We start from the raw sequence: 14,666 nt of genomic DNA, 5'->3' as shown, positions 1-14,666 counted from the left end.
TTGCGTGTTATGGTTTGTGATTCATCAGCTTATTGCAAGGGTAAAATAAAGGCTTTGGTTTATTTGCTGATAAGTATAAGTCATAGATATTACGCCATTTTTCGCATTATATGTATGATGTCGACCATGTGTTGCAATCGAAAATAGCACCTATTAGTCATCGATTAAATAAAATACTCTGCCATGATTTTATGTCTGGAAAAATGATGTCGTGGGTTCATTCGGGATTCCAACTTACAGTGAAATATTTTTTTGCAATGACCTCAAGTCGGATTGCACACAGGCACAGATCTAGCTAAAATATTGCGGTTCACTACCAGATTAAGCGAAATGAATGCGGCTTGTAGTTAAAAATCAAAATGGCTTGTGATAAAAATGGCAAGCTTATATGCTTTTATTATTAGAAGAGAGCACGTGTAATGAGAAGGGGGTATTCGGCTGTTACTGGTTTTACGCGATGAGGATGAGCTCAATGCTTGCAGAGGTAACATAGCTATCGGTTAGAAAAGCCATACACTTTTCAAGCCAAAGCCTAAATTTTACCGTGACTATGGCCAAATAACAGCAAATCACATTAAAGTCTGAGCTACGACGAATATTATAACATAGCGGACCAATTGGCAAAATTTGCCTTTTAGCTTGCTATTGCTACATGATAGGGTTGATGGATTAGTCGTTTTAATAGTTTATTGTAATTTTGTGCAAGAAGCTATTTTGTTGACCTTTTTCATAACTTGCATATATATCCCCTTTCCTAAAACATAGGGGAGCAAAATGACATTTGACTGGTTAACGCAAAGGCCAATTGCCCATCGAGGATTACATGATGTTAAAAAAAATATTGCAGAAAATAGTTTAACAGCTTTTTACGCAGCGGTTGATCATAATTTTCCAATCATGCTGGATGCTTGCTTAACTAAAGACGGTGTTGTTATTGTTTATCATGATCACTTGTCGGTTTCATCATCAAATCCAAAAGTTATCGACAGCCTAGCCAAAGATGTTGTTGGTCAAAAGATTACCGATAGTAATGATGTAATTCAAAGTTTGGAATACGTCCTCGAAAAGCTTCAGGGACGAACTCCAGTATTAGTCAATCTGCATGGTAATCCACCCCATTTTGATACAGGTTTAGCAACGTCCACAAGTGATATGTTGCGTCATTATGGGAATAATGCTGCAATGTTGGCTGGGGAGGTTCATTTATTAAGGCGCTTTCCAGTGTCGGCTGAAGGTGTCACTCATGGTATGCGTGCAAGTGGCATTCAGCGTGCCGCCATTGAAACAAATTTTTCCATGTTAGCCCATGATATTCAGTTCATTTTATATAATAAGGATGAGTTACCCAATGCCTTTGTGCGATTTACGCGCCAACGCTTGCGAGTACCTATTTTGGCTGGTGTCATTAAAAATAAAGAGCAGTGGTTAGCGGTTAATAAGTTAGCCGACCAAATGGTTTTTGAAGGTTTTAACCCCGACAGTATTGAGTAGGGGATGCTTATTTCGTCACAATAATTATTATTTGGCTTGGAAAATTCCCTAAAATAGCCCATTTAGACCTTTTTATCATTGCTTATTGAATCATATCTACTAGTATGGTTTTTTTAATTTGGCTGCTGATAATTGGAAGGCTAAAGCGATATTGAGGAGAAACGCTTATAGCATGATTAATTAGAAAAAAATATTTACATAAAATATGTGATCTAATAATTAAACTTTGCCAAGGGCTTGAATTTCATTCTTTTGGCAACCAATTATCTGTTCAGAAGCGTGATGCATGTTTGCAAAAATTGGAGCATGCATTATGGCGGTGGGGGCCATTGGTCCCAGAAAGGACACGAAATGCAAAATAACGAGAAGACTAAAAAAGCCGAGAACGGGCTTTATGCCGTTTTGCCGCTAAGAGATATTGTTGTCTTCCCGCATATGATTGTGCCGCTCTTTGTTGGGCGTGAAAAGTCAATTAAAGCTATTGAAGTGGCTATGCGTGAAGACAAGCAAATTTTGCTTGCAACGCAAAAAAATGCCGCTGATGATGATCCCAAAACCGAAGACATTTATGAAATTGGCACTTTGGCAAATATTTTGCAATTGCTTAAGCTACCTGATGGTACCGTTAAGGTACTTGTAGAGGGTGTTGCTCGTGCACAATTATCAGCATTCTCAGAAGATGATGGATATATTCAGGCTGAGGCAATTGTTCTTCATGAGGGTGAGGAAGATAAGGTTGAAATTGAGGCTTTAGCACGTTCAGTTATTGCGGATTTTGAAAATTACGTGAAATTGAATAAAAAGATTTCACCAGAGGTTGTAACCGCAGTTAGCCAAATTGACGAACCTTCTAAATTGGCAGACACTATAGCATCGCATCTTGCTATTAAACTTTCTGAAAAGCAAGAAATGTTATCGTTACTTTCTGTAGCGCAAAGACTTGAAAAAGCGCTTTCGTTTATGGAAGGTGAAATTTCTGTTTTACAGGTTGAGAAACGTATTCGTTCGCGTGTTAAGCGCCAAATGGAAAAAACACAGCGCGAATATTATCTTAACGAACAGATGAAAGCGATCCAGAAAGAGCTTGGCGAAGGCGAAGATGGTCGTGATGAAGTATCTGAAATTGAAGAGCTTGCAAAAAATACCAAGTTAAGCAAAGAAGCTCAGGAAAAAACCGCGGCAGAGGTTAAAAAACTTCGCTCCATGTCACCCATGTCTGCTGAAGCAACAGTGGTTCGTAATTATCTTGATTGGTTGCTAACGATTCCTTGGGGCAAAAAGTCCAAGATAAAGAAGGATCTCAATTTTGCAGAAAAGGTTCTTGATGAGGAGCATTTTGGTCTTGATAAGGTAAAAGAACGTATTGTTGAATATCTTGCTGTGCAGAGCCGGATTTCTAAAATTAAGGGGCCAATTTTGTGTTTGGTAGGCCCTCCAGGTGTTGGTAAGACTTCACTTGCACGTTCTATCGCTAAGGCAACTGGTCGTGAATATGTTCGGATGTCGTTAGGTGGTGTACGTGATGAATCTGAAATTCGTGGTCATCGCCGTACTTACATTGGCTCAATGCCAGGTAAAATTATTCAATCAATGAAAAAGGCTAAGCGTTCTAATCCGCTTTTCCTTTTGGATGAGATTGATAAAATGGGGCAAGATTTCCGCGGTGATCCATCATCTGCTTTATTGGAGGTATTGGATCCAGAGCAGAATTCAACCTTTATGGATCATTATCTTGAAGTTGAATATGATTTATCAGACGTCATGTTTGTAACAACGGCTAATACGCTTAATATTCCTGGTCCATTACTTGACCGTATGGAAATTATCCGTATTGCCGGTTATACAGAAGACGAAAAGGTTGAAATTGCAAAACGCCACTTACTGCCTAAGGCCATCAGTGATCATGCAATTTCAAAAGATGAGTTTTTTGTTGATGAGAGTGCTATTCGCTCGATCATTCAATATTATACTCGTGAAGCAGGTGTAAGAAGTCTTGAGCGTGAGCTGATGAAGCTTGCCCGTAAAGCGGTGACTGAGATTATTAAGACGGGTAAAAAATCCGTGACGATCAATGCTGATAATATTGACGAATATCTTGGTGTTAAACGTTATCGCTTTGGCCAAATTGACGGCGAAGACCAAATTGGTATTGTTACTGGTTTGGCTTGGACAGAGGTTGGCGGCGAGTTGCTTACTATTGAAGGTGTCATGATGCCTGGTAAAGGCCGCATGACCGTGACTGGTAATTTACGTGATGTCATGAAGGAATCAATCTCAGCCGCAGCATCATATGTACGTTCGCGCGCTGTCGATTTTGGTATCGAGCCACCTTTCTTTGATAAACGTGATATTCACGTCCATGTTCCTGAAGGTGCTACACCCAAAGATGGTCCTTCTGCCGGTGTTGGTATGATGACAGCAATTGTATCTATTATGACTGGCATTCCTGTGCGAAAGGATGTTGCCATGACAGGTGAAATTACATTGCGTGGTCGTGTATTGCCGATTGGCGGTTTAAAAGAAAAGCTTCTTGCTGCATTGCGTGGTGGTATTAAGACAGTCCTTATTCCGGAAGAAAATGCTAAAGATTTGGTAGATATTCCTGATAATGTTAAGAATAATATGGAAATTATACCTGTATCTCATGCAAGTGAAGTGCTTAAGCATGCTTTGGTCCGTCAACCCGAGGCTATTGAGTGGACTGAGCCATTGAGTCCAATTTCAACTGCTTCAGATGCAGATGAAGAAAAAGGTGTTCATGCAATAGCGCACTGATTCACAAAAATATAACGAAAAGGGCGGTTTTTACCGCTCTTTTTTTTGGGATTTTCTTAAAATTTGTGGCTTTTTTGCACAAAAATAATGAAAAGAGCCAGAAAACAGGTGGTTGTAGCAATTTTTTGCTTCAATTTGTTGTAGATTTCAATAAACTTGCTTTATAGCTAAAATTGTTATGTCTCCGGTAAGTCAGGAAAGGAAATACCGAATGAATAAGAACGAACTCGTCAGCTCTGTTGCAGAAAAAGCTGGTCTTACAAAAGTGCAGGCTGGTGCAGCTGTAGATGCATTTATTGCCTCTGTTACTGAAGCATTGGCAGCAGGCGGTGATGTACGTTTACCTGGTTTTGGTGCTTTTGAAGTTTCCCATCGCGCTGCTACTAAGGGTCGTATTCCAACAACCAATGTAGAAATTGATATTCCTGCTCGCAACGTACCAAAATTCTCTGCAGGCAAGTCTCTTAAAGAAGCTGTTAATACAAAGTAATCTTATTTTATATTAACCTATTGAGGGCGGATAAATATCCGCCCTTTTTGTTATTTGGCTACTGAGTTATATTTTTAAGCTATGCGTGGGCTTTTGCTGAAATTAAATGTTTTTGTGGTGTCACAGTGGCTATTTAAATTTTTCAATATGAGGAACTTAAGTATAATTATTATCTATTGGTAAAATCCAATGCAGTATTTTTTATTTTATTTAAAATTTTACGTCAAGAAAAGTTAGGTATGTGCTTTATCATTTAAGGAATGAAAACTTTAAGACCATTTAAATCTGCAGTTAAAAATATTTGGCAGGCTAAACGCGAATTTTCCTTAACATTATCGACAAAATCTAACATATCATTTTCCATGGTAGTTGCGTCAGGTAGTTTGGTACTCCATTCATCGCTAATATAGACATGACAGGTAGCGCATGAACATGCCCCACCACATTCGCCAATGATTCCCTTAACATCATTTATAACTGCTAATTCCATTAGAGATGTACCAATTTCACCATTTAGTGCGATTTCTTTCATTTCAGGCAAAGTTATAAACAATATTTTTACCATAATAAAATTATCCTATTAATAACTGAAATTATTTGCTTTTCCGTTCATTCTCACTTAAGATGACACGTAATTATGTAATTGATGTGTTCTGTTTTGTATCGCGTTTTGTTCAGAACTTCTTCCTTTCTAATTTCTTAACAGGCATAAAGCCACTAGTCTTGCAGAAATGATTCTTGCAGATTAAAAATGGTGATGAGACGGAATATGGCACGTAGAACCAAAGCAGATAAGTTTGATATCGATGTTGAAGCCGCTGTAGAGGATGCTCTCGACTTTAATTTTGATGATGATGCTTTGCGCTCAGCTTCATTGGAAGAAAACGCAGTAGAGAAAAGTACATCTCAGGAAAATCTTTCCAATCAAAACACTTTATCAAGTTCGGTGGAAAATCAAGTTGTTCTTGATCAGCGTAGTCATGATGAGGAATTGTTGCAAGAGCTGCAATTGGAAACTGCGTTTGAAGAAGTAGATTCAGAGCTATTTGATCTTGAAAATTTAGAGCAGCAGATGGCTTTGGCTGCGGAAGAGTTAGTGGCCCACACAAATTACTCAGAAAAGGCTAGTGGCCAAGAAGCAGTTTCTAGTGAAGCTATTAAGCCTAATTTCGATGAGGATATCGCTGCTTCATTTATGGATGCGGTTGCTGATGAACTGTCAAATGATGAAATAACACCAGAACTTGCTAATGTGCGTCCTGTTCCGCGTGTTGGAAGTCTCTCAAAGAGCAATGCCAATGAAACCTCATCGGTAATGTCCAATGATTTAGAGCAAGATGTTGCTGTAATTGACATGCCGGTAATTGCTGGTGTTGAAAAATCAAATAAACGGGATGTTGAACGCATTGCTGTTGCGGATAATGCAAGTATTAATGTTGCTAAAAATGTTATTGCTTCAAAGGTTGAGCCTGTAGTTGCAGGCCGTGTAGATGATCTCGATCGGTCTTCGATGTTTTCACGGCCTGATATAGATCCAAAAGTTGGGCAAACGGAACCAAATAGAGTTCGTCATGAGCTGTCGATAAATAATGTTTCGATGCGTGATGCTAGCTTTCCGACTGTTAAAAGTAAAAAGAAATCTAAGCTGGGGCCAGTATTTTGGAGTACTACAGCGCTCGGCGCCTTGTGGTTTGTAGGTGGTGTTGCTACCGCTTATAAGCTTGCGGCAGATAGTTCTTTTTCTGGCTTTATGACTAGTGCTTCAGGCTTGCTGGTTACTGCTGGTACGATTGTTCCGATTATGATGTTTGCAGGGTTTGCCCAGTTGGCTCGGCGTGCCAGAGAACTTCAGGATGCCGTAGAAGAAATTAATATTGCTGCACGTCGTTTGCTTGAACCTGAAATGGAATCTAAGGAACGGGTACAAAGTCTTGGGTCGTCGATTCGCCAAGAAGTTGAAGCAATGGGCGATGGTATTGATCGGACAATTTCGCGCGCCAGTGAGTTGGAAGCCTTATTGCAAAGTGAAGTGAATAATTTAGAGCAAGCTTATAGCGAAAATGAAAATCGCATTCGTTCGCTTATTATTGAGCTCGCTAATGAGCGCGAGGCTGTTTCTACTCATGCTGAGCATGTAAAAACAACAATTACAGGCGCAAAAGATCAGCTCACACGTGAGTTTAACTCAATTGCTGATCATATTAATGCATCCGCTGAGTCCTTTACCTCGACATTATCCGACACACTCAATATGCGTTGGGGCGAGTTGGTTGATGAATTTAATACTGCTAATGAAGGCGTTGCGCAGCAATTGTCCAACAAATTTGTTGAAACGGTTGAAAGCTTTGATGCATCACGTGGTCGCTTTTTTGAAGAGCTTGATACACGGTTTGCTCAAATTGATCAGCATACAGAGCAAGCAAGTAATGCAGTTGCAGAACGTCTTGGTTCGAAAATGGATGATTTTGTTAAAATCGTTCACGATCGAACAGAGGATGTAGAAACTCGCTTTAGCAGTCTGACTGGGCGTTTAGCCAATAGCGGTGAGAAAATTATTGAAGCGGTTAATGATAGTGTTTCCGATATCGAGAAGCGGTCTGATGATATCGATACAAGATTGCGATCAACTGCTGATAAGGTGCTTAGTGACTTCCAAAGTAAGTTTGACAGCCTTGATGAAGCAATTGAAACCCGTGGTGAGAAGTCACTTGCTACATTCTCACAACAGATCGCAAGGTTAGAAAGTCGTGCGCAGGATTTACCTTTAAACCTTGATAATCTTGCTATATCATCCGTAGATCAATTTGCCCAGCAAATCACCAAGGTGGAGGAACAGTTTGCTCTTCTTTCAGGGCGGCTTGCCAAGAACGGTACTAGTGTAACCGATGCTATTTCAAGTAGCCTTAGTGAAATTGAGGAGCGTTCAGAGGAGATTGATGCACGGATTAAGTCGTCAACCGATCGGTTGGTAAGTGAGTTTAATGACAAGTTTAGCCATGTAGATGAAACTATAAATCAGAAGACAAAAGGGTCTTTGCGTCAGTTCAGCGATCAAATTTTAGATCTTGAAAAGCAGGCGAGTGATCTTTCATCTAGTTTTGATACTGCTACCAATCTGGCAATTCAGGCGTTTGAAAAGCGGCTTGATCAAGTAGACGAATCGTTGAATGATCGCAGTACTTCCTTAATTCGCTCATTTATTGCTCGCACAGAAGCTTTAGAGGAAAGTACCGACAAGTTAAATGTGGCTTTAGATACCCACGTCGGTCGTATTAATGATGCATTCCAGCAACGCACGCGTGATATTGCGCAAACCTTAACAGGTGGTCGTGATGGCATTCTTTCTGTTGTTGAAGAAACCAAAGTACGTCTTTCTCATGAAATGGAAATTGTTGGTACAACCATTGCCAAATTGGTGGACGAGCGAGCAGGTGGTTTTATTCATCAGTTTACTGAGGGACGTGAACGCCTATCAACTACATTAGAAAAGGAAGCCGCACAAATTGTTGCAACCGTTTCGACACAGTTGGGCTTGCTTTCGCGCCATGTAGGTGAAATCGAAGAGAAACTTTTAACAAATATTCAATCGGTTGATGAAAAGACAACTTCACAATCTGAAGAGTTCCTCGTTCGCAGCGCCAAGTTTGAAGAAACTATTTCGCGCGGCTTTGAGAGTGCGCGCGAGGCGATTGAGATTCAATCTAAGAACCTTGATATACGTTCAACAGCACTAAACGACTCACTTAAGATGAATAGTGAAGCATTAAATGCTGTTCTTGGCGAACAGGCTGGTGTGATTGAAGCGCGTATTGCTCATATTCGTGATATGATTGCGCAAGGGAATGTTTCTTTTACTGAGGCTTTAGGCCAGCATGTTGATCTCGTTCAATCTGCGGTTATAACCAATGATGATGTATTGAAATCAACATTTATGACACAGCTTGAGCGCCTTGAAGATCAAACGTCACGATTAAAAGATGCATTTGCTGAAAATCACGTTCATTTGGCCCAAACAATTGATGAGCGTTTAGTCGGCGTCAAGGAAACTTTGACTAAGAGCGAAGCAGCTATTGGTGAAGCCATTGCAACGGGGCAGGAAAATATTAAGCAGGTGCTTGGCTCAGGGCAGCATGTATTAAAGGAAACATTATCTGGTAGTCAGGCTGTTCTTGAAGATACTTTAAGCGGTAGCCATGCAACATTTAATAATATTATGCATAATGGCCAGCATGCTTTGACTGAAGTGTTATCCGCTAATCAAGCGATGCTTTCCGATACCTTAAATCAAGGGCACGTTAACTTTAACGATATCATGCAAAGTGGCCAACAAGGACTAAAGGAAACTCTGTCCAGTGGTGAAGGTGTATTTAATAATATTTTGCTAAATGGGCAAAATAATCTTAAGGGCGCAATTGAGCAAGGTCACGGTATCATTGAGGAAACGCTCTACAATCATGGTAACATTATTTCTCAGCAAGCAATCGAACTAAAGAATAATATTGGTGGTATTCTCCAAACTGTTGATGAGCGTTTGGAATTACAAGGTCAGCAGTTGGATCAACGTGCTGTGAGTTTGCGCGAGGTTGTTGAGCATAATAGTGGATTGCTTGATAAAGCATTTGAAACTCAAACAGCAGTTATTGATGAACGCTCTGCAACGCTGCAAAATGCGCTAGAAATCGGTGTTACGAATGTTCGTACAGTGCTTGAACAAAATGCATTGTCATTGTCTGAAACTTTAAGGGAACGTATTTCTGAAGTTTCTGGTACATTGGCCTCTGAGGCGGAACGTGCTGAAAGCCAGATTGCCCGCGCAGGTGATAGGCTAAATGAATCTGTACTAGAGTCAGTTTTTGAAGTTGAACGCAAGTTGCAAGAGCGTGCTATTTATCTAAAAGAAAATGTTGCAGATATTGAAGTGCAGCTTAGCGGTGGCTTTAGTGCGATCGAAAATCGTGTGGCTAATACAGCTGCAAATCTTAGTAATGAAGCCGAAAAAGCCCATAATATTATTATGTCTGCAGGCCAACGCCTATCAGGTTCGGTTGTTCAGGCTGCGCAAAATGTTGACGAACAATTTAATGTTCGTGATCAAATGCTTAAGAGTAATATGCAAGAAATTGAAGGCCAAATTCACGCTGGTCTCGATTTGATTAGCAGTCGTATGGCGGATGCTGCAGCTAATTTGACTGATGAATCACGTATTATCGAAGGTAATATTCATTCTGGTTTGAACCTTATTGCTAATCGCATGGCCGATGCTTCTTCTAATCTTAATGATGAAGCGCGTAAAATTGACGGCCAAATTGCTGTTGGTCTTGATTTGATCAGCCATAGAATGGCAAGTGCTGCTGCAAATCTTAATGAAGAAGCGCGCAAGGTTGATAATCAATTATCAGGTAGTATCGCCCGTATCCACGAGAAAATGGTGGATGCTGCTGGTAATCTTACAGAAGAAGCTCAGAAAATTGATGAGCAATTGCAAAATAGCTTTGGTGCTATCAGCAGCCATGTTTCATCAGCCTCTTCAAGACTGCAGCAAGAGACGTTCAAAATTGACGATCAATTGTCGGGAGGTCTTGAACGCATCAATAATCGTATGAACGAAGTTGCTTTGTCTTTAGCTGGTGAGGCAGATAAGGCAGAAACGATGTTGGTAAGTGCTGGCGAAAGGCTCGGTGGATCTGTTGTTCAGGCTGCTCAGTCGGTTGAGCAAAAGCTTGCTGATCGCTCTGTTTTCTTAAAAGAAAACATTAATCTTATAGAAGAGAGGGTTGCAACGGGCTTAAGCTCTATTGAGGGGCGTATTTCAGAAATTACGCAAAAAACTGCAAGTCAGCTTGTTAATAAAACACAAGATTTGCATGGCTTGACAGAGCAGCTACAAGCTGCCGCTACCAAGACCAGTGATTCACTTGGTATGCTCACTAATCAGTTTAGTGATCAGCTTAAGGAAGTCACACGTGCAGCTGAAGAGCGTTTGCGTTCTGAAAATAATAACTTTATTAGTAATTTTTCTAATAGTTCAGACGAAACCGTTTCCGCTGTAAAGGCAATTAAAAACGACATTTCAGAAAGCATTGCTCAGCTTCTCGATCGTCTTGATACGTCAAATGGTACTATTCAACAGACCGTTAATGCTCTTCGTAATGGTGTTTATGAAGTTGATACCCGTTTGAATGATGTTACAAATGAATTTAAACAAAATATTGGTCAGCTATCAGATAGTTTTGCTGTAACAAGCAATAATCTCAACAGTGATCTTGAGCGTTTCAACGGTCTTTCAAAATCTACTTTGGACGGTGTTGCTAAATTCTCGCAACAATTTGACGATCATGCCAAAATATTGACAGAAGCTACAGGGCTTCTTGATCGTTCTCATGATATGTTCAATGATCGTCTAGATGAACGGCAGGTTGCGTTATCATCTTTAGCAAATGGTTTGGTGCAAAAGTCAGAAGAAGTTTCTGAAACGATGCAAAATTGTGAACAAATCATTGCTGCAATCATGAAACGTACTGAAGAGCGAGCTCGTTCATCGACAGCGCAATTGCAATCATCCTTGAGTGAAATGGTAAATGATGCATCTAATCGTTTTGAAGGTGCAACATCTGAAATTCGCAAGTCAGCCGAAGAAATTCGTGAAGAATTGGCCCGTACCCGTGCTGATTTAAGTCGTGGCGTGCGCACACTGCCAACGCAGACTAAGGAATATACCGAAGCAATGCGCAAAGCTGTCGTTGAACAAATTGAAGCTTTGAAGGAATTATCAGGGATTGTTGAAGAGTCTGGCCGAGTTTTTGATGTATCAACGCCTGCCGCAGGTGCGGTTAACCAGCCTAACCTTTTTGTTCCTGAACCTAGAAAGCAAACTGTAGCAGAGCCTGTTCGCAGTTTTGCACCGCAGGAGCAAAAGGCAGCGACGTTGCAAGCTGATCTTGTTGGAGCTGGTGTAAGTGATATGCATGTTGATCCATTGCCTTCAATCATGCCTTCAATGGCGACAACACCATTTACCGCAACCAATACTCGTGTTTCACAAAATACTAGTCTTTTAGGTAATAATCCTGCTAGTTCCAATGTTACTGCTGGTTCACAAGTACAAAATACGGCTCCATTAGCGACCAACTATTTATCGGGGGCAAATTCTACTGCGGTGAGCGATGCTGTTCGTCCTGCTGTGCGCAATAGTGGAAATACAAATTATCAGGCACAACCTACATTCAAGCCGGCAACGCCAGTGCAAAATGCTCCTGCCCAAAATGTACAGGTCCAACCACAAGCTTTTGCACCGCAACCGCAACCAACAGTAAATCGTGGAACCGATGCTGGTGCAGGTCATCAAGATACACGCACAGCATCGACACCGCGTTCAAATCAGTCGCGCGGTTGGGTATCAGATTTGTTAGCGAGAGCTTCGCGTGATGATATGGATAAGGGTGCCGCTCAAACGCCAGTTAATACAGTAAAGCCAGTAGTTGAAAATGCAGGCGATACTTTAACCTCAATGTCTGCTGATATTGTTCAAGGTATTGATCGTAATGCGATTACCGAGCTTTGGCAGTATTATCGTCGCGGACAAAGGAATATCACACCAAACCGTTTATATAATGCAAGTGGTTTAAAGATATTTGAAAAAATTAAGCATAAATATGCATTAGAGGGTGAGTTCCGCCGCGCGGTAAGTCAGTATATAACAGACTTTGAACGTTTACTTGGTGATGTTACTAAGAACGGTGGCAATAACGATACAGTGCGTGAATATTTGACTTCCGATACAGGTAAAGTTTATACAATGCTTGCTCATGCAAGTGGACGCATTCAATAAAAAAGGGGGCTTTGCCCCCTTTTTTATTAATAATACTCGCTTTTTTTCAAATTTTAAATTAGATGTATAAAATTCTTGAACGTCTATTCTTTTGGTGTTTTTGATTTATCTAATTTCAGATATATCATGGTGCATTTATTTTTATTTGAATTTAGTTCATGCACATTTTAAGCTAAATTCTTTTTTTAAATTGAATCTCTTGCATCGTCACTTTTTGTGCGTTTGGCCTCATAAATAATTGAAAGACGGCAATTCCATTATTGGCTTTTAAAATTGCGCATGATTGGGCTCAATGCCAAATGATAGTTATCGAGCAGCCTAATGAAGGTGCTAAATGATTAGTAACGTGTTTTCGGCTAATTGCGAGATCAATATAGGTAAAGCATCGGAAAAAAATTTACCTTAACTATCCCGATTTTTTCAAAGGTTTAAATAAACAAACAGCCTGTCATCTTTCTAAAGCCTTTTTAAAAGTGAAGGCTAGCCCTGGGATCGCTTAATGAATAGCTTGAAAATTAAACTAAGTGCTTTTTTTATATGAGCTAAGCTAAAGACATCGCGGTGAATAAAACTGCTAACTTATTTTTTTTATTTAACTTTTAACCAATGATAGGAGTCTTATTTATGTAAACGAAAAATGGGCAGGGACGGCAAGGGGGCAGAGCACTCTAACGTTTTTTCGGCTCCTATTTTAATATCCGCCTGTAAGCTATAAGAATTGGTTTTACAATGAACCACCTTGATGCTGCATCCAAATAACAGCTCCTTATACTCCTATAGCTTAAATAGTAACGAAATTACATGCCGGTAGCAAGAAGAATGATTTTGGTTTCAAAATACCAAAATTAAAAATTGGCTTTTAAATTTTTCCTTAGATAATGAATTTTTTTCTTAATCTTGTGAGCCACTATTGCTTACTAAAATAGGCAGGTACAAAAATGCATATGTCTCAAGTTTTCATATTTTAAAGTTTAGATGAGGAATATATCTGAGATACGCTTGATTATAGATCTATCTATCGGACAGAAATCTCATTATATTACCTCAGGCAAACCTGCTGTTAAACAAGGTTTTTAGATGTTAAAGGCTTAGCCTTTCAGTGGTTGAGAAATTATAGAAAATGTTTTAGATACCGCAGTGATTTTATATAAGCTGTTATTTGTCTCTTTTTTGGTCGTTGCGGTAATTATTTTAAAATATTGTATTGGATTTTATCGCTGTTATCCATATTTTTGAAGTCGGAAATAACTATTGATTTGAAATAGGTTTGAATAAAGTAATGTTAGATGGATCAATCGCACAAAAGTTGAATTTACCAATATTTTTACCAGGTGAAGTGTGGTTGGTGGGAGCGGGGCCGGGCGATCCGGGTTTGCTCACAATTCATGCCCTTAATGCAATAGCTCAAGCAGATATTATACTTTATGATGCCTTGGTAGATCTTACTTGTCTTTGTTTTGCAAAGTCCGATGCAATTTTACAATTTGCCGGTAAAAGAGGGGGCAAGCCATCATTAAGTCAAGAAGAAATCACCAATGATCTCGTTAAATTTGCGCAAAATGGCAAACGCGTTTTGCGCTTAAAAGGTGGGGATCCTTTTGTTTTTGGTCGGGGGGGCGAAGAGGCTCTTGCTTTGAAGCAGGCTTCAATAGTTTTCCGTATTATTCCTGGGATCACTGCCGGCATTGCTGGCCCCGCATATGCAGGAATTCCGATTACTAGCCGCAATACAAATCAATCTGTAACTTTTATTACTGGTCATGACGCCAATGGAAGGCTACCTGATAATCTAGATTGGCCCGCAATTGCAAAAGGTTCGCAGGTCATTGTTTTTTATATGGCATTGAAGCATTTCGCCGCAATAGTTGACGCTTTGCTTAAAGGTGGGCGTGACAGAAACGAACAATTGGCATTCATTTCTAATGCGACAACTCAAAGACAAAAAGTTGTTATTACTAGTTTAGAACAAAGTGTTGAGAAAATGATGCAAGAAAAAATAAGCGCACCAGCAATTATCATTTTGGGACCGGTTGTTGAGTTTGCATCATTATTAGATTGGATGTCTTAATTAGTTTTTTTAGT

The 14,666-nt window shown here is 39.9% G+C and carries 6 protein-coding genes; 5 read left to right on the top strand and 1 reads right to left on the bottom strand.

Translation table 11 applies throughout. From position 1 onward, the window contains the following. Positions 1-774: 774 nt before the first annotated feature. The 3 genes from N5852_RS08045 to N5852_RS08035 all read left to right on the top strand — a co-directional run bounded on the left by N5852_RS08045 (position 775) and on the right by N5852_RS08035 (position 4,756). Entirely contained in the window at positions 775-1,491 is a 717-nt protein-coding gene (locus tag N5852_RS08045; protein WP_262097319.1) for a glycerophosphodiester phosphodiesterase family protein, read from the top strand. A 351-nt stretch (positions 1,492-1,842) separates the two neighbouring features. Beyond that, positions 1,843-4,266, top strand: coding sequence for an endopeptidase La (gene lon, locus N5852_RS08040; protein ID WP_262097318.1), 2,424 nt, complete (start codon positions 1,843-1,845; stop codon positions 4,264-4,266). A 211-nt stretch (positions 4,267-4,477) separates the two neighbouring features. Beyond that, positions 4,478-4,756, top strand: coding sequence for an HU family DNA-binding protein (locus tag N5852_RS08035; protein ID WP_262097317.1), 279 nt, complete (start codon positions 4,478-4,480; stop codon positions 4,754-4,756). 253 nt (positions 4,757-5,009) lie between these two features. Here the strand turns inward: N5852_RS08035 and N5852_RS08030 are convergent, their stop codons facing one another. Next, the gene (locus N5852_RS08030; protein WP_262097316.1) at positions 5,010-5,321 is read right to left on the bottom strand and encodes a 2Fe-2S iron-sulfur cluster-binding protein; all 312 of its coding nucleotides are present in this window, start codon (positions 5,319-5,321) and stop codon (positions 5,010-5,012) included. A 204-nt stretch (positions 5,322-5,525) separates the two neighbouring features. Between N5852_RS08030 and N5852_RS08025 the strand changes: the two genes are divergently transcribed. Both N5852_RS08025 and cobA read left to right on the top strand, forming a co-directional pair. Beyond that, on the top strand, positions 5,526-12,584 hold the full coding sequence (locus N5852_RS08025; RefSeq protein ID WP_262097315.1) for an apolipoprotein A-IV repeat region-like domain-containing protein: 7,059 nt from the start codon (positions 5,526-5,528) through the stop codon (positions 12,582-12,584). A gap of 1,279 nt (positions 12,585-13,863) precedes the next feature. After that, on the top strand, positions 13,864-14,652 hold the full coding sequence (gene cobA, locus N5852_RS08020; RefSeq protein WP_262097314.1) for a uroporphyrinogen-III C-methyltransferase: 789 nt from the start codon (positions 13,864-13,866) through the stop codon (positions 14,650-14,652). Positions 14,653-14,666: the final 14 nt, after the last annotated feature.

Source organism: Bartonella sp. HY328 (assembly GCF_025449335.1).
In the GTDB taxonomy this organism is placed as follows: Bacteria; Pseudomonadota; Alphaproteobacteria; order Rhizobiales; family Rhizobiaceae; genus HY038.
The sequence above is the reverse complement of the archived record's forward strand: the minus strand, read 5'-3'. Positions and strand labels throughout refer to the sequence as shown.